Below are 15,833 nucleotides of genomic sequence, written 5' to 3' on the forward strand. Positions count from 1 at the left end.
GTCCTTTTTATAATTTATCCATATTTAGATTGTGTAGGGCCACTGCCTCAGGATTTTGAGGCAGGCGGCGTTTTGCTATTGCTCACAAGGGTTACAGGTAAGGTTTGACCCAGGCCAAGCCCTGCTCTGTGGTGGTTTTTGGTTTGTATTCGCACCCAATCCAGCCGTCGTAACCGGAGTCGTCCAGCACATCGAACAGGTACGGATAGTTGATTTCGCCGCCGGCGGGTTCATTGCGGTGCGGCACAGACGCGATTTGAATGTGGCCGGTAAACGGCGCTAAATCGCGGATCAGTACATCCAGATCGCCATCCATGATCTGCGCGTGGTACAGGTCCAGTTGCAGTTTCACGTTCGGACGGTCGACCATCTGAATCAGTTCCACCGCGCGGCGCTGGTGGGCGACGAAGTAGTTCGGTACATCGCGGGTGTTCAGTGGTTCAATCAGCACATCTATCCCATGTTCGGCGAATGTGTCCGCGGCATAACGGATGTTGGCGATAAAGGTATCGATGTGTTGCTGCATGCTGTACGCAGGGTTAATAATGCCCGACATGGCGTGCACTTTTTTGCAGTTCAGTGCTTTGGCATACATCAGCGCGGTGGCCACGCTCAGTTTGAACTCCTGCTCGCGCCCCGGCAGGGCAGCAAAACCTTTTTCGCCCGCGTCCCAGTCGCCCGGAGGCATGTTGAACAGCGCTTGCTCAAAGCCGTACTGTTCCAGTTTTTCTGCCAGCACGTGTGGCTCGAACGCATACGGAAACAGAAATTCGATCGCCTTAAAGCCAGCGCGGTGCGCTTGTTCAAAGCGCTCTAAAAACGGCACTTCGTTGAACAGCATGGTGAGGTTTGCAGCAAATTTGGCCATTATTTTCCTCTCCCTTTCAGGTCTTCCACTTCCGCATCGGTCAGGTAGCGAACAGGGTGATTGTTAAGTAAAAACATCAGTTTGGCAGTCTCTTCCAGCTCTTCCGCGTTATCGACCGCATCTTCCATATCGGTGCCGGTGATGACCGGACCATGGTTAGCCAGTAAAAAGGCGCGATAATCGGCGGCGCGTTTACCCAGCTCTTCAGCAATGCGTGGCTCACCCGGACGCAGATACGGAATCACCGGTAACTGGCCGATACGCATCACGTAGTACGGCGTAAACGGGCGAATGGCGTTTTCCGCATCGAGGTTGTCGAGACACGACAACGCCGTCAGATACGTCGAATGCAGGTGCACAATCGCGTTGCATTTCGGGTTGTTGCGGTAAATCGCCAGATGGAACGCAATCTCTTTTGACGCGCGTTTGCCGGAGATCTGATTACCGTCGATATCCACCACCGACAGCTCATCGGCGACCAAGCGGCCGAAAGATGAGCCGGTTGGGGTGGCAAGAAAATGGCCGTTAGGCAGTTTCAGCGACAGATTTCCTGCGCCGCCGGTGGCGTAACCGCGTTCGAACATCGAACGTGCCAGCCTGACCATCTGTTCTCTGAGTTGTAGTTCTGTCATAGATAAAAATCCTGCGCTTTTTCGAAGAACCGTTCATCGCCGAAGTTGCCTGACTTAAGCGCCAGCGACAGTGAACCGTCGATGGATTTGACCCAAGGCACGCCCGGAGCGATTTGCGGTCCGATGTGAAAACCTGTGACGCCAAGGCTCTGGGTCACGGTGCCGGACGTTTCGCCGCCCGCGACGATAAAGTTCTGCACGCCAAACTCCTGCAACTGGTGCGCAAGCTGGCTGAAAAACTGCTCCACCGCTTCGCTTGATGCCGCCGCGCCGTATTGCGCTTGAATGGCTTTGAGTTGCTCGGCTTCAGCGGTGGCGTACACCATCGGTGCGTAGTCGCCATCCAGCTGTTTGGTCACCCAGTCAAATACATGCTGCACGTACTGTTCATCACGTAAACACGCTTCAACATCGACGGCAAAATGCGGTGCCAGCGTTTGATAACGGGCCACTTGTTGGTTAGTCATCAGCGAGCAGGAGCCTGACAGCACCACACTGCGCGCGCGCTGCGGCAGACCTGCTGATTTGGCTTCGCTTTGATCCGCCAGAGTGTCGGCCCAGTTTTGCGCGATACCTGCGGCGAGACCTGAACCGCCGGTAATGAGTTTGAGCAATTTGGCCGCCTGACCCAGTGTGACCAGATGAGCGCTGTTAATCGCATCAACCACAGCATAACGTTTGCCTTCGCTTTGCAGTTCGGCAAAGCGGGCAACCACGGCATCGGCGCCTTGCTCAATCACCTGATAGTTCACCAGACCACATTCGCCTTGCGACTGACGATTCATCAGGCGCACGACGCTCGAATCGGTCATCGGTGTCACCGGGTGATGACGCATCCCGGATTCGTTCAGCGGTTCACCCAGCACAAACAGATGGCCGTTGAACACGGTGCGCCCGTTCACTGGCAGTGCCGGACAGACGATAGTGAAGGTTTCATTCAGTTCGGCCAGCAGGGCATCGGTCACTGGCCCAATGTTGCCCTGCTCGGTACTATCGAACGTCGAGCAGTATTTGAAGTAAAACTGTTGGCAACCCTGAGCCTGTAACCAGCGCAGCGCAGCCAGCGACTGGCTGACGGCTTGGTCGGCCGGGCATGAGCGTGATTTGAGGCTGATGACGACCGCATCGGCGTCCACTTGAGTGTCGCCCGCGGGGACCCCATTGAGCTGCACCGTACGCATGCCGTTTTCTACCAGAAAACCTGCAATGTCCGTCGCGCCGGTAAAATCGTCGGCAATGACTCCTAGCAACATAATTATTTCTCCACGCCAGGCAGGTCGATGCCGTCAAAAATTTTAATCACGGCGCTGTCGTCCTCTTTACCAAAACCCGCGTTGCTGGCGGAGGTAAACATGTTGAGCGCAGTGCTTGCCAGTGGTAGTGGGAATTTCAGATCCTGCGCGGTATCGGCGACCAGATTGAGGTCTTTGACAAAGATGTCGACCATGGATTTTGGCGAGTAGTCGCCGTCCACCACGTGTTTCATGCGGTTCTCAAACATCCAGGAGTTGCCTGCTGCGTTGGTGACCACGTCGTACATCAGATCGAGAGGAATATTGGCACGAGCGGCCAGTGCCATCGCTTCCGCGCCTGCGGCAATGTGCACGCCAGCGAGCAACTGGTGAATGATTTTCACCGTGGCGCCAAGACCGATTTCCGTGCCGATGTTGTAAACTTTGCCCGCAGTGGCGTCGAGTACCGGCGCCAGTTTTGCAAAGGCTTGTTCGCTGCCGGACGCCATGATGGTCATCTCGCCCGCTTCCGCTTTGACTGCGCCACCCGAAACGGGGGCGTCGAGCATCAGCAGGTTGTGAGCCTTAAGGCCGGCTTCAATGTCTTTTGCGTCTTGAGCAGAGATCGTGGCAGAGACCATCACAGCGGTGCCAGGCTTGAGGTTCGCGGCCAGACCTGAATCGAACAGCACCGATTTCACCTGTTTGGCGTTGATCACCAGCAGCAGTACTGCATCCAGTTGGCTGGCAAATTGGTTCGCGTCGCTCGATACCGCTTTCGCGCCGTAGTTGCCGAGTGTCTCCAGAGCAACCGGATTAAGGTCAACGCCGTACACATCCAGCCCGGCACGAACACAGGATTTCGCGGCGCCCATGCCCATAGAGCCTAATCCGATCACAGCTACCGACTTAACTGTTTGATTATCCATACACTTATCTCGCTCTAAACGTGTTTTAAAATGTTAATTTGTGTTCTTTATTGTGATTATATGTGAATTTTACGCGATTATCCTGTGTGGTAACTCACAAAATTTACCATTCACTAACAACAATGTGAAAATTAAGCCGCAATTCACACTCCTTACCCTCAGTTTAGTGCCCAAAAGCGGATTGAATTCACAATAGTTAACACAACTTCACACATCGATGGATGGCTGGTAAGATGAACACACTTATCATCTACGGCTAAGTCATTATGATTCCAGCAGAACGTCACAAAACCATCCTGTCACTGCTTTCACAACAGGAAGTTATCAGCATCAACGAGCTGGTTGAGCAACTCGATGTGTCGCACATGACCATTCGCCGCGACATCGCCAAACTCGAAAAACTGGGCAAGGTGCTGTCGGTGTCCGGTGGCGTGCAGCTCACTAAGGTGCTGCATCAGGAGCCGTCCCACGATGCCAAAGCGACGCAACATGCCAACGAGAAAGCGGCGATTGGCCACATTGCCAGCCAGTTGGTGCCGAAAAATTCCACGGTGTATCTTGATGCCGGCACCACGACGCTGGAAATTGCCCATCAACTCGCTCCACGTGACGATCTGCTGTTTATTACCAACGATTTTGTGATTGCGGCTTATCTCACTCATCACAGCAAAAGCGACCTTTATCATACCGGCGGGCGCGTGGATCGCGAGAACCAGTCGAGCGTGGGCAGTAAGGTGTCGGACTTTCTGGCGGGGATGAATGTGGATGTGGCGTTCGTGTCGACTTCGTCATGGAACCTGCGCGGCATCTCGACCCCCAGTGAGCCGAAGGTGATTGTTAAAAAAGCGGTGGCTGCGGCGGCGCAGAAGGTGATTCTGGTGTCCGACTCATCCAAATACGGCAAAATCGCCACCTTTCACGCCCTCGATATTCAGAGTTTTGACGCGGTGATCACCGATGCATCGTTCCCGGTCAGCGTGCGTCAGGAACTGGAAGAAAAAGGCATTCAAGTGCTGATGGAGACGTCGGCGGCCAGCGTGACAGCGCTGGGAGAAGCCACCGTCTGAGGCCGGGTTCACACAAGTGACGATCCATAGCCAGCACTTGTCGCTGGCTTTTTGGTTTCTGCGCCTCGGTGGGTGGGCGTTATGACACATTGGTCATGTATATAGAACGAAATGATTTAAGCGCTTTAATTGATATATTGAAGAATAAGGTTAACTTTAGTAGGAGTTTTGCACATTTTTTATGCAGCAGAATGCTGCGTTTTTTAATCTTACGCTGCTTGTCAATCGAGGGAGTGAGTATGTTGTTTCGTAAAAATGTTACCCAACCTAAAGATAACAATAATCAAATCATCAATGCGCTACAGGCTGAACTGTCGAGTATCGCCAATTCATGTGCAACCATTTACTTTACTCCGGAGGGGGAAGTGGTTGATGCCAGCCCGCTGTTCCTGAGCACCATGGGTTATACCCTCGATGAGATCAAAGGCCAGCATCACCGTCTGTTTTGTCCGCCTGAGCTGGTGGACAAACCGCAATATCGCCAGTTTTGGAGCGACTTGGCCAAGGGTAAACCACAGCGCGGCACCTTTTTGCGCAAGAGCAAGCAAGGCCATGATGTGTGGCTGGAAGCAACCTACATTCCGATTGAGCAGGATGGTCGTGTGGTGCGCATCATGAAAATCGCCAACGACATCACGCAGAATTTTGAAGAGTCGGTGGACGACAAAGCGCTGCTGCAGGCGATTCATCGCTCCAATGCGGTGATTGAATTTACCGTCGATGGTCGGGTGATCGACGCGAATGACAACTTTGTGCACGCGCTGGGTTACAACGAGTTGAGAGAGATCAAAGGCCAGCATCACGAGATCTTCTGTCCGCCAGAATTTTATAAAGAGAACCCGACCTTTTGGCGCGACCTGGCAAATGGTCAGGTGAAAAATGGCTTGTTTCGCCGCGTGAGTCGCAATGGCGACAACGTGTGGATCGAAGCGACATACAATCCGGTGTTTGATCACCGCGGTAAGGTGATCAAAGTCACCAAGATCGCTTGCGATATTACTGAACGCATGGAGCGCCAACTGGCGATCCAGAAAGCGGCGGAAGTGGCGCACAGCACGTCGGTGGAAACTGCCCAGGTATCGGAACGCGGTGCCAGTATCCTGAAACAGAATCTGAGTAATTCAGAAAAAATCTCCTCAGACATTCGCCGCTCGTCGGGGCTGGTGGATGATCTCAATACCCAATCGGAAGAGATCTCGAAAATCGTCACCACGATTAAATCGATTGCCGATCAAACCAACTTATTGGCACTCAATGCGGCGATCGAGGCGGCGCGGGCAGGCGATCACGGACGCGGGTTTGCGGTGGTGGCGGACGAAGTGCGCACGCTGGCGTCACGCACGACCCGCTCGACGGAAGAGATCAACACTATGGTTGATCGCAATAATCAGCTGGTGGGCAATGTGCGCAGCAGCATGGTGGAGGTGACCGAACAGGCAACGCGCAACGCCGACCTGATTGCCGAAGCCTCGGAAATCATTCATGAGATCCTCAAAGGAGCCGACTACGTGTCGCACGTGGTGGGGGACTTGGTGAACAGTTCGCAGCGCTGACGGTTTGCAACCCGAGCGCGACTGCTCAAGCGGTGTGCGCTTTAGCTGAGATTTGCGGTTTGTTTGCGCAAAGCTGAAGAATTTTCATTATCCATTGCCGGACGAGGCAGTTAGAGTAAAGCAAGTGGCGGGCATCAACCCGCCGTTTGTATTTAATTCAGCAGCCAAAGGAGAGGTGGGTGTGAAATACGATGTTGTGGTCGTTGGGGCCGGTTCGATGGGCATGGCCGCAGGCTATTTTCTTGCCAGACAGGGCAAAAAAGTGTTGATGATGGACGCCTTTGACCCACCGCATCACCACGCCAGCCATCATGGTGAAACCCGCATTATTCGCCACGCTTACGGCGAAGGGGAAAAGTACGTACCGCTGGCACTGCGCGCACAGGCGTTGTGGGAAGAGCTGCAAGCCCAAAGTGGCCAGACGCTGTTTCTCAAAACTGGCGTGCTTAATATGGGTGAAGCCACCTCGCCGTTCATTCAGATGATCATCGCCAGTGCGGAAAAATATCAGTTGCCGATCGAAGTGCTGACTGCGGCACAAATTCACCAGCGTTTTCCGGGCATCACGCTGCCAGAGAGCTACATCGGTTGTTTTGAATCGACCTCGGGTGTATTGCGTTGTGAAGACTGTATCACTGCTTATCGCCAGTTGGCGCTGGAGCACGGTGCTGAGCTGCTGACGTACCATCCGCTGGAAGAGATTGAAGTCCAAGGTGGCGAAGTGACGCTGCGCAGCGGCGACAAAGTGATCGTGGCTGATAAAGTGATTGTCTCTGCGGGAGCGTGGGCGACCAAGCTGATGAACAAGCTGGATTTTGCTCTGCCGATGCAGCCGAATCGCAAAACCTTTGCCTGGTTTGAAGCCGACGAAGCGCTGTATGGTGACGGCGTGTTCCCGGCATTCTCGTTTGATTCGCCGCAAGGCATTTACTACGGTTTCCCAAGTATCGACGGTGCGGGGCTGAAAGTCGGTCGCCACGATGGTGGTGACGCGCAGGACCCGGATCAGCCGGTTGCCCCTTACGACAACGTTACTGACAGCGTCGATTTGGAGCGCTTTTTGGCGACGGTCATGCCCAAAACGTCTGGCCTGATGTATGGAAAAACCTGCATGTACAGCATGACCGCCGATGAGAATTTCATCATCGATAGGCATCCAGAGCACGATAACATCATTGTGGCGGCTGGTTTTTCCGGCCATGGCTTTAAGTTTGCCAGTGTGATTGGTGAGATCCTCAGCGATTTGGCTGTGCGCGGTGAAACGGAGCACGATATCTCACTGTTTTCGCTCAGCCGTTTTCAGTCATAACAACGCGCATTCAAAGCGAAAGGAAGCCATTCGGCTTCCTTTTTTATTGTGTGTTTTTTTGCGTGATGGCGCTTAAACCGGCGCGCGAATGTCGTCCTGCCAGCGCTCGGCAACAAAATCGATGAACTGACGCACCAATGGCGTTTGATAACTGCGCGACAGATACACCGCCCACAGATGACTGCTCGGGCTGTGATAATCGGCCAGCACTTTGACCAGTTCACCGCGTGCAAGATACGGGTTAGCGAGATCGCACGGCAGCCACACCACGCCTTTATGATGCAGCGCCGCGCTGCGCAGAATATCCATGTCGTTGGCGCGAATCGTACCGCTGACTTTGACGCTGAAATGCTGATTGTCGCGCACCATATCCCAGGTGTGATTGGTGAGATGCACGAAGCAGTTATGGCGGGTGAGATCGGCAGGCTCAGTGATGGGGTCATGCGTTTGCAAGTACTGTGGCGAGGCACACACCACCGTATCGACCTGGATCAGGCGGCGGGCAATCAGACTCTCGTCCGGCTGCTGAGTAAAGCGCAGCGCCACATCCACCCGTTCATCCACCAGTTGCGACAGGCGGTCGGAGGCGAGAATATCAATCGTCACCTGCGGATGCAGATCGGTAAACGCTTCGACGGTGTCGAGCAGCAGATGCTGCGCCAACCCGATCGGGGCGGAAATACGAATGCTGCCGGTCAGTGATTGCGACTGCTCCAGCGCACGAATTTCCAGCTCGGCCGTTTGGTCGAGAATTTGCTCGCAGCGGGTCAGCGCCTCTTCGCCGGCGGCGGTCAGGCTCACTTTGCGTGTGGTGCGGTGCAGCAAGCGCTGTTTGAGCCAGTCCTCAATTTCCTGCACATGGCGCGTAACCTGCAACCGGCTGAGGTTCAGGTTGTCCGCGGCTTTGGTAAAACTGCCGGTGTTAGCGACTTCAACAAAACTGCGCATGGCGGTCAGTCTGTCCATCGTTGGCTCCAATTAGTAACTCACATTGAAACAATCTACATCCTTTTTGTGCATTTTTCACGGTTTGGTTAGCAATTAAACTGGGCTCCGTTGATTGGAAACATCCATTGAAAAATTCAGATTCCAGATGAGGAGAGTTCAGATGAAAGTAGCAGTATTGGGTGCAAGCGGTTGGATTGGTAGCCACATTGTTGAAGAAGCACAAGCGCGTGGCCATGACGTGATTGCTGTGGTGCGTGACCCGGCAAAAGTCAGCGCACAAGGCGTGGACGTTCGCCAGTTTGATCTGCAAGCGGGTGGTGACCTTGCTGCGGCAGTCGCTGGTGCCGACGTGGTGGTGGCATCCATTGGTGGCCGTGCAGCTGGCACGCACGACATCGTCGCGAAAACCGCAACCGTGATGCTGGAACAGTTGCCGCAAGCAGGTGTTGAGCGTCTGCTATGGGTTGGCGGTGCGGGTTCACTCGAAGTGGCTCCGGGCGTAAAATTGGTGACCTTACCGGACTTTCCTGAAGCGTATAAAGCTGAAGCCTTGGCACAAGGCGAAGCGCTGGATGTGTTTAAAGCCAGCACCAGTTCAGTGAACTGGACGTTCATGAGCCCAGCGGCGGAAATCTTCCCGGGCGAAAAACAGGGCGCTTACCGCGTTGGCGGTGACCAACTGCTGAGCGATGCACAAGGTAACAGCCGCATCTCTGTGGCGGACTACGCCGCGGCGTTGGTCGATGAGCTGGAAAGCGCAGCGCACCCACGTCAACGCATTGGTTTTGCTTACTAATATCAAGCAATTTATGGCCAAATGAAAACCAAAAGCCAGCCCGAAACGGCTGGCTTTTTTAATCTTCAATGCATTTAAGAAAGCTCTTGTTGCGTGAGCGCTTTGTTCTGTCTGGCGCGCCACAGCCGGCGCCATTTGACCGGCATCATCGGCACCACGATAAGCAAGATGCCCACCACGGTCAACACGTCCGGCACTTCGTCAAACCACATCACGCCAAACCAGGTGACAAACACCAAGCCTGAATATTCCGCCAGTGCGATGCGGTTGGCTTCCACCCCTTTGTATGCCAGCAGCACCAAAACGTGATAGCCCAGTACCAACAGGTTAATCAGCACAATCCAGCCCAAATGACGCCAGGAAATTGGTGCCCATTGTGGCAGCGCGAGAATCAGCGCTAGTGGCAGCGTCATCACTCCAGTCCAGAATAGAGTCGCGACCATCGGCTGCTCCGAGGGCAGTTTGCGAATCAGAATATTCCCCAGTCCCATCGACAGCGCGCAGCCCAATCCCGCAATCGCCGCCCAGTGAAACTGCTCCGGACGTAGCACCACCAGCACGCCGGCAAAGCCAATCAGAGTAGCGACAATCTGTTTCACTGCCGGGCGCTCACCGAGCAGGGTTATCGACAGCGGCAGCATCAGCAGCGGGCCGACGTAGAACATCGCGTTGGCGGTGGCGAGTGGCAAGTAAGTGATCGCTATCATCGCGCACGCGCTGCCCAGCAGGATAAGTTGCGCACGCGAGAAGGTTACCCAGCATTTTCCACCCTGCATGCGTTCAGCTTTCGGCATACGCAGCCACAACGGCAGCAGAATCAGCGTGCTGATCAACTGGCGAATAAATACATATTGGAAAGTCGGCACTTCGCCGTTGAGCACTTTAAGCGACACATCGGAAAAAGAGGCCAGCAAGTTCGCCAGTACCAACAAAGTAATCGCGCGCGAAATGGGGTTCGACATGAAATGTGCCTGCAAAAATGAAAGCGCTCAGCGCCGGAGAGTGGCGCTATTTTAGAGGATTTGTGAAAAATGAAAAGGTGTTTTAAAAATGAATGTAGCGAAGTTTAAAACACCTTATCAAGGGAAACTGTCAGCCGCTTTGCGCCACGGTATCGACCGTATAGTGGGACGGCGCGAAGCGGCGGCGAAAATCGCTTGGAGTTAACCCCATGATTTTGATGAACACTTTTCGGCAGGCACCGACATCTTCGTAGCCAATTTGATGGGCGATCCATTCAAACGGCTGCGCGGTGGATTCGAGCCAGTCGCAAGCTTTTTGAATCCGCACGCGTTGCAGATACTGAATCGGATTGAGCCCGGTCGCTTTGAGGAAGCGGCGCTGCACTGTGCGTTCGGTGACGCTGGCGTGATCGGCGAGCTGCACGATGGTTAAGTTGTCGGCAAAGCGGCGGTGAATCAGATGTTGCAGTGCGACGATGCTTTCATCACCGTGCAAAAAGCTGGGCGTGAACTGCTGGTAGTAGCGCTGCTCACGTGAGCCGGTATCGACCACCAACAATTTGCCCACCTGACGCATCACGGCAGGCGAAGCAAACTGCGCGATAAGTTCAAGACCCAAATCAATCCACGACATCATGCCGCCGGCGGTGATGATGTCGCCTTGGTTGATCAGAATGTCGTCGGTATTGAGCTGCAACTGGGGATGGCGCTGCTGAAACAGTTCGGCCAAGCCCCAATGGGTGGTGATGACTTTGTGCGCCAGCAAACCGGTATCGGCGAGCAAAAACACGCCCGCACAGGCGGAAGCGAGAATCGCACCTTGTTGATGACGCGTTTGCAGCCAGTCGGTGAGTTCAACCGGCGCTTTGACGTCAAAACCGCGTTCACGACTGGGTGGCAGCACCACCACCGCGTAAGGCACATCTTCATGAGTGGCGGCGTCCAGCGGCCAGCGCAGCAGGTGGCAGTTAAACTGAAAGGGCTGCTCCAGTTCGGCGCAGGCGCGGTTTGCCATCCACAGCATTTCTTCCAGCCCATGCACGGCAGAGAGCAGGCAACCGGGGTAGGCGATAATGGCAATCTGAATGTGGTTCACGAAACATCCTTGCTGTCGTTTTTGGCTCGATAAAAGTCATTTTAGACTCTGAACAACACAATGCAATCGGCGGATACTCAGGACTCATCCCAACAAGAATAGGAGAAAACCATGAGTCACACGGCGTTAATTGTTATCGATGTTCAAAACGACTACTTCCCGGCAGGGGCCTATCCGCAGCATCTGGCTGAGCAGGCGTTGGCTAACACACTGTCCGCAATAGATATCGCGCAGCAACGCGGCTGGTCTGTTGTATTGGTACAGCATGTCGGCGGCGAAGAGGCACCCTTTTTCAAAGCGGGCAGCGAAGGGGTGAACTTGCATTCGGCACTGATTGCCAAAGTGCCTTCAAGCGTTGTGGTGGAGAAGCAGCACGCCGACAGCTTTCTCAACACCATCTTAAGTGACGTACTGCGCGCGCAAAATATTCGTGAGTTGGTGGTGTGCGGCATGATGACGCAAAACTGCGTCACCCATACCGCGCTGTCGCCTGCGGCCAGTGATTACTCGGTTCGCGTGCTCAGCGATGCGTGCAGCGCGCCGGATGCCATGGTGCATGGCATTGCACTACGCGCATTGAGCGACCGCGTGCCGCTGATGACATTGGATAATTTGTGAGCACTCACTTTCTCTTTATCTTCTCATACAAAAGGCACTAGCCGATAACCTAAGGAAGAAACTGCTGCTGATACTGCTTGGGCGAGACGCCGAGTAAACGGCGAAAATGGTGGCGCAGCGTCACCACACTTTCAAAGCCGGATTGTTCGGCGAGGCGTTCCAGCGGCAGCGTGGTTTCTTCCAGCAGCCCTTTAGCGCGCTCGATTTTTTGCTGAATCAGCCACTCGTTGGGCGAAAGGTTAAAACTGGCGCGAAACTTTCGCTCAAAGGTGCGGCGCGACATATTGGCGCGCGCGGCCAGTTGGTCGACATTAAGCGGCGCAGTGAGGTTCTGCTGCGCCCAGTCGAGTGCGCCCGCAAACTGGTTGGGCACCGCCAGCATCGGCGCTTCAACAAACTGCGACTGACCGCCCGCGCGATGCGCCGACATCACCAGCCGCCGCGCTATCTGATTGGCAACCTTGTAGCCGAAATCGTGGCGAATCACCGCCAGACCCAAATCCAGCGCCGCGGCACTGCCGGCCGAGCAGCCAATCGGATCCTGCCACACGTACAGCACATCATCGACGTAATCGACCTTGGCAAAGCGCGCTTTAAACTGCTCAGCATAACGCCAATGGGTGGTCGCCTGACGGCCATCGAGAATGCCCAGTTCAGCGAGTAAAAATGCGCCGGAGCAAAACGTCATCAGGCGCTTACCTGCCTGGGCAAACGCGCGCACTTCATTGGCAAGTCGCTCGGGCACAGGGGCGCCCTGCGCCGGCCAACTGGGAATCACCAAGGTATCGTAATCGCTCAGGCTGGTAACACGTTTGGCTTCAATTCGTACCCCAGCGGTGGAGTCAAATGGCTCGCCTTCAAGGTTGACCACATCACAGTGATACCAGTGTTCGATCTCCGGACGTGGCAGGGCAAACAGCTCGACGGCGCAGCCGAGTTCAAACAGCGAGCAGTGAGCGTGAGTGAGAATAGCGATGCGGCGCATGGGCTTCCTTTGGCACGAAAGGGTGGTATGAGTGTTGGCGTAATATTGTCGATAATTGGCGTTTGCGCCAGTGTTGCGTGAGCAAAGTGTGCGGCACACTACACATCACTGACGCATCAATCATGAAAAGGAGAGTCATTATGTCGAGCGCGGTATCGAGAATTCCTGCGGCCAGCAGTGAGCAAGCACTTGCTCATTTTTCCGCCTTATTGCAATTTGAAACCGACTGCTGGGATGTGCACCACGCGCTGACCAACCACACGCAGGACTTCATTTTGCTCGATGTGCGTGGCGAAGCGCTGTTCGCTGAAGGGCACATTGACGGCGCGATCAACCTGCCCCACCCGCGCCTTAATGAGCGCACTTTAGCCGAGTACCCGCCAGAAACCCTGTTTGTGGTCTACTGCGCGGGGCCACATTGCAATGGCACGGAAAAAGCGGCGATACGTTTGGCAAAACTGGGACGCCCGGTGAAAAAAATGATTGGCGGCGTGACCGGTTGGTTGGATGAAGGCTTTAGCCTGCTCCCGGCGTGAACCGGCTGCCAGCGAAACGTTTTTATTGCGAAAATTCAGCAAACTGTTAACGTTCAAAAGTCATGCAATTGCATGACTTTTTTCATTCTCTTTGGGCTTTCGCCCGTCAATCCAACCTCAAACCATGGGGGTGGCAGTCAGCATTGCTGCCGTTGTAAAACAAAAAGGTATAAGGCGTCATCATGGACTATTTCAGCAGTACCGTACTCATTGCGATGTTTCTTATTTTTGTCGGCTCGTTTGTGCAGACGGCAATTGGGTTCGGGTTGGCGGTAGTGGCTGCGCCTTTGTTGTTTATGGTTTCGCCGGATTACGTTCCCGCCCCGATTTGTATTGTGGCGTTGTTCATCTCCTTGTTGAGCGCCATGAAGCATCGCAGCAGCATCTCTATCGGCGGTTTAAAAATGGCGTTGATCGGTCGCGTGCCGGGTTCGATTGCCGGTGGTTTGCTGCTGGTGTGGGTCTCGACCGATGTGCTGGCGTTGTGGCTCGGTTTGCTGGTGCTGTTTGCCGTCGGGGTGAGTTTTCTGCCGTTTCGCATTGAACCGACGCCCGCACGCATGGGTATTGCTGGTTTCTTCTCCGGCTTTTTCGGCACCAGCAGCGCGATTGGCGGCCCGCCGATGGCGCTACTGCTGCAGCATCAGGAAGCCAACCAACTGCGCGGCAACTTGTCTGCGTTTTTTGTCTTCAGCTCCATCATTTCGCTGATGGTGCAGATCCCGGCGGGCTTTCTGACCATGCACCATCTGCTCATTACCATTCCGCTGATCCCATCGGCGTGGCTGGGTTACGCTCTGGCTCGTAAAACCACTCAAACCCTGCCGAAAGAGAAAATCCGCGTGGGTGCGTTGTCGCTGTGCTTGCTCAGCGGTCTGACTGCACTCGGCAAAGGATTGATGTAACACATTGAAAAGCTGAAATTTGCGTCTGAATGACGCATTCATATTACGTTAAGGAAAAACCATGATACTGGAAGTCGCGATTCTGGATGTAAAACCAGAACAGGAAGCGCAGTTTGAACAGAGTTTTGCTAAAGCGCAGCAAATTATCGCCAGCATGGCGGGGTATGTGTCGCATCAGTTGCAACGCTGCTTAGAGAATCCGAGCCGCTACATTCTGCTGGTCAACTGGCAGACACTGGAAGCACATACCGAAGGATTCCGTCAGTCGGCGGAATATCAGCAATGGCGCGCGTTGCTTCATCACTTTTACGATCCGTTTCCCACGGTGGAGCATTATCAACGTGTGTTTTAAGAGGAAGACATGAGAACGATCGGTAATATTATTTGGTTTTTATTGGGCGGCGTGATGATGGGCCTCGCCTGGTGGTTTTTCGGCTTGCTGGCTTTTATCAGCATTGTCGGTATTCCCTGGGGGCGCGCCTGTTTTGTCATCGGTAATTTTTCCTTCTTTCCGTTTGGTCAGGAGGCGATTGGCCGCGATGAACTGACCGGTAAAGAAGACATCGGCACTGGCGGTTTTGGGGTGATCGGTAACGTGATTTGGTTCTTGCTGGCTGGGGTGTGGCTGGCGATTGGTCATCTGCTCTCAGCGGTGGCGTGCTTTATCACCATCATCGGCATTCCGTTTGCCCTGCAACACCTCAAACTGGCGGTCATTTCGCTGGCCCCGATTGGCCAGACGATCGTCTCCAAAGAAGAGGCCGCCCGCGCACGGTACGGCCAGCGTCGTTAAGCCTGAAACAGCACTGGCAGGATGGTCGCAAAGGTCATTCCGCTCAGGCTGTAGTTGAACGTTCGAATCTTACGCGGCGTGTCGAGATACAGGCTCGCCGCTTTTCCCATTCCTGCCCAGCATAAATTACACACCAGTCCGGTCACGGTAAACGCGGCCAGAATCCAGACCACCGATACCCAATACAGCGACGGCAGCGTATAGGTGGCGACCACCGTCAGGCTGGCCGCCCAGGCTTTGACATTGCCGAGTTGAAACAGCGCTGCCTGAACTAATGTCAGTGGCTGCGCCGCATGGCTTTTATTGAGATTACCACCCGCCAGAATCAGCTTGATGGCCAGCCAGCTCATGTAAATAAACCCGAAGTATTTGAGCGCCGAGTAGGCGAGCGGATACGCTTGCACCAGCACACCGACACCTGCCGCACTGAGCAGAATCAATCCACTGACACCGATACGAATGCCCAGAATGTGATGCCAGGTGCGGCGCAGACCAAACTGAGAGCCGGAACTGGCGAGCAGAAAATTGTTCGGCCCCGGCGTGAAGGCGGTGATGAACGCGAACAGACACAACGAAGGCAATAGGGTCCACATGAGAGTTAAGC

Annotated in this window: 18 protein-coding genes; 9 read left to right on the forward strand and 9 right to left on the reverse strand. The window is 54.4% G+C overall.

The annotated features are described in order from the left end of the window. Nucleotides 1-91: 91 nt before the first annotated feature. From otnI to ltnD, 4 genes are read right to left on the reverse strand one after another with little or no spacing between them, the layout of a single operon-like run. Nucleotides 92-868 (reverse strand): 2-oxo-tetronate isomerase, encoded by a 777-nt coding sequence (gene otnI, locus DYA43_RS17850; RefSeq protein ID WP_061055289.1) that lies wholly within the window; start codon nucleotides 866-868, stop codon nucleotides 92-94. Next, complete coding sequence (otnC, locus tag DYA43_RS17855; protein WP_061055290.1) at nucleotides 868-1,500, reverse strand: 3-oxo-tetronate 4-phosphate decarboxylase; 633 nt, start codon at nucleotides 1,498-1,500, stop codon at nucleotides 868-870. The genes otnI and otnC overlap by 1 nt, the downstream gene beginning before the upstream one ends. After that, nucleotides 1,497-2,753: a 3-oxo-tetronate kinase gene (otnK, locus tag DYA43_RS17860; protein ID WP_061055291.1), complete on the reverse strand. Its 1,257-nt coding sequence runs from the start codon at nucleotides 2,751-2,753 to the stop codon at nucleotides 1,497-1,499. Before otnK ends, otnC begins: the two co-directional genes overlap by 4 nt. Nucleotides 2,754-2,755: 2 nt before the next feature. Continuing rightward, on the reverse strand, nucleotides 2,756-3,661 hold the full coding sequence (gene ltnD / locus DYA43_RS17865) for an L-threonate dehydrogenase (protein ID WP_055452525.1): 906 nt from the start codon (nucleotides 3,659-3,661) through the stop codon (nucleotides 2,756-2,758). 266 nt (nucleotides 3,662-3,927) lie between these two features. Between ltnD and DYA43_RS17870 the strand changes: the two genes are divergently transcribed. The 3 genes from DYA43_RS17870 to solA all read left to right on the forward strand — a co-directional run bounded on the left by DYA43_RS17870 (nucleotide 3,928) and on the right by solA (nucleotide 7,590). Next, nucleotides 3,928-4,728: a DeoR/GlpR family DNA-binding transcription regulator gene (locus DYA43_RS17870; RefSeq protein WP_061055292.1), complete on the forward strand. Its 801-nt coding sequence runs from the start codon at nucleotides 3,928-3,930 to the stop codon at nucleotides 4,726-4,728. Between the two features lie 239 nt (nucleotides 4,729-4,967). After that, nucleotides 4,968-6,281 carry a methyl-accepting chemotaxis protein gene (locus DYA43_RS17875; protein WP_061055293.1) on the forward strand — a complete coding sequence of 438 codons (1,314 nt, stop codon included), beginning with the start codon at nucleotides 4,968-4,970 and terminating at the stop codon, nucleotides 6,279-6,281. A 181-nt stretch (nucleotides 6,282-6,462) separates the two neighbouring features. Further along, entirely contained in the window at nucleotides 6,463-7,590 is a 1,128-nt protein-coding gene (gene solA / locus DYA43_RS17880) for an N-methyl-L-tryptophan oxidase (protein WP_061056047.1), read from the forward strand. A 72-nt stretch (nucleotides 7,591-7,662) separates the two neighbouring features. Here solA and DYA43_RS17885 read toward each other — a convergent pair whose 3' ends face one another. Further along, complete coding sequence (locus DYA43_RS17885; protein WP_061055294.1) at nucleotides 7,663-8,556, reverse strand: LysR family transcriptional regulator; 894 nt, start codon at nucleotides 8,554-8,556, stop codon at nucleotides 7,663-7,665. 142 nt (nucleotides 8,557-8,698) lie between these two features. On the opposite strand from DYA43_RS17885, the gene DYA43_RS17890 reads away from it, so the two are divergent. After that, nucleotides 8,699-9,334: an NAD(P)-dependent oxidoreductase gene (locus DYA43_RS17890; RefSeq protein ID WP_061055295.1), complete on the forward strand. Its 636-nt coding sequence runs from the start codon at nucleotides 8,699-8,701 to the stop codon at nucleotides 9,332-9,334. A 74-nt stretch (nucleotides 9,335-9,408) separates the two neighbouring features. Here DYA43_RS17890 and DYA43_RS17895 read toward each other — a convergent pair whose 3' ends face one another. After that, the gene (locus tag DYA43_RS17895; protein WP_047462232.1) at nucleotides 9,409-10,296 is read right to left on the reverse strand and encodes a DMT family transporter; all 888 of its coding nucleotides are present in this window, start codon (nucleotides 10,294-10,296) and stop codon (nucleotides 9,409-9,411) included. Between the two features lie 130 nt (nucleotides 10,297-10,426). Further along, complete coding sequence (locus DYA43_RS17900; RefSeq protein ID WP_061055296.1) at nucleotides 10,427-11,392, reverse strand: GlxA family transcriptional regulator; 966 nt, start codon at nucleotides 11,390-11,392, stop codon at nucleotides 10,427-10,429. Between the two features lie 111 nt (nucleotides 11,393-11,503). Here DYA43_RS17900 and DYA43_RS17905 point away from each other — a divergent pair, with 111 nt between their 5' ends. Then, nucleotides 11,504-12,010 (forward strand): cysteine hydrolase family protein, encoded by a 507-nt coding sequence (locus DYA43_RS17905; protein ID WP_061055297.1) that lies wholly within the window; start codon nucleotides 11,504-11,506, stop codon nucleotides 12,008-12,010. Between the two features lie 49 nt (nucleotides 12,011-12,059). Here DYA43_RS17905 and DYA43_RS17910 read toward each other — a convergent pair whose 3' ends face one another. Next, on the reverse strand, nucleotides 12,060-12,995 hold the full coding sequence (locus DYA43_RS17910) for a helix-turn-helix domain-containing protein (RefSeq protein ID WP_061055298.1): 936 nt from the start codon (nucleotides 12,993-12,995) through the stop codon (nucleotides 12,060-12,062). A gap of 140 nt (nucleotides 12,996-13,135) precedes the next feature. Between DYA43_RS17910 and DYA43_RS17915 the strand changes: the two genes are divergently transcribed. The 4 genes from DYA43_RS17915 to DYA43_RS17930 all read left to right on the forward strand — a co-directional run bounded on the left by DYA43_RS17915 (nucleotide 13,136) and on the right by DYA43_RS17930 (nucleotide 15,229). Continuing rightward, the gene (locus tag DYA43_RS17915; RefSeq protein WP_024375394.1) at nucleotides 13,136-13,531 is read left to right on the forward strand and encodes a rhodanese-like domain-containing protein; all 396 of its coding nucleotides are present in this window, start codon (nucleotides 13,136-13,138) and stop codon (nucleotides 13,529-13,531) included. A 182-nt stretch (nucleotides 13,532-13,713) separates the two neighbouring features. Further along, nucleotides 13,714-14,436 carry a sulfite exporter TauE/SafE family protein gene (locus DYA43_RS17920; protein ID WP_020328744.1) on the forward strand — a complete coding sequence of 241 codons (723 nt, stop codon included), beginning with the start codon at nucleotides 13,714-13,716 and terminating at the stop codon, nucleotides 14,434-14,436. 61 nt (nucleotides 14,437-14,497) lie between these two features. Beyond that, nucleotides 14,498-14,788: an antibiotic biosynthesis monooxygenase family protein gene (locus DYA43_RS17925; protein ID WP_020328745.1), complete on the forward strand. Its 291-nt coding sequence runs from the start codon at nucleotides 14,498-14,500 to the stop codon at nucleotides 14,786-14,788. 9 nt (nucleotides 14,789-14,797) lie between these two features. Then, nucleotides 14,798-15,229 (forward strand): YccF domain-containing protein, encoded by a 432-nt coding sequence (locus tag DYA43_RS17930; protein WP_020328746.1) that lies wholly within the window; start codon nucleotides 14,798-14,800, stop codon nucleotides 15,227-15,229. On the opposite strand, the gene DYA43_RS17935 is transcribed toward DYA43_RS17930, so the two are convergent. Next, nucleotides 15,226-15,822, reverse strand: a complete 597-nt coding sequence (locus DYA43_RS17935; protein WP_061055299.1) for a LysE family translocator — start codon at nucleotides 15,820-15,822, stop codon at nucleotides 15,226-15,228. The two genes, DYA43_RS17930 and DYA43_RS17935, sit on opposite strands and share 4 nt — an antisense overlap. Nucleotides 15,823-15,833 lie beyond the last annotated feature (11 nt).

Source organism: Vibrio fluvialis (assembly GCF_900460245.1).
GTDB classification, from domain to species: domain Bacteria; phylum Pseudomonadota; class Gammaproteobacteria; order Enterobacterales; family Vibrionaceae; genus Vibrio; species Vibrio fluvialis.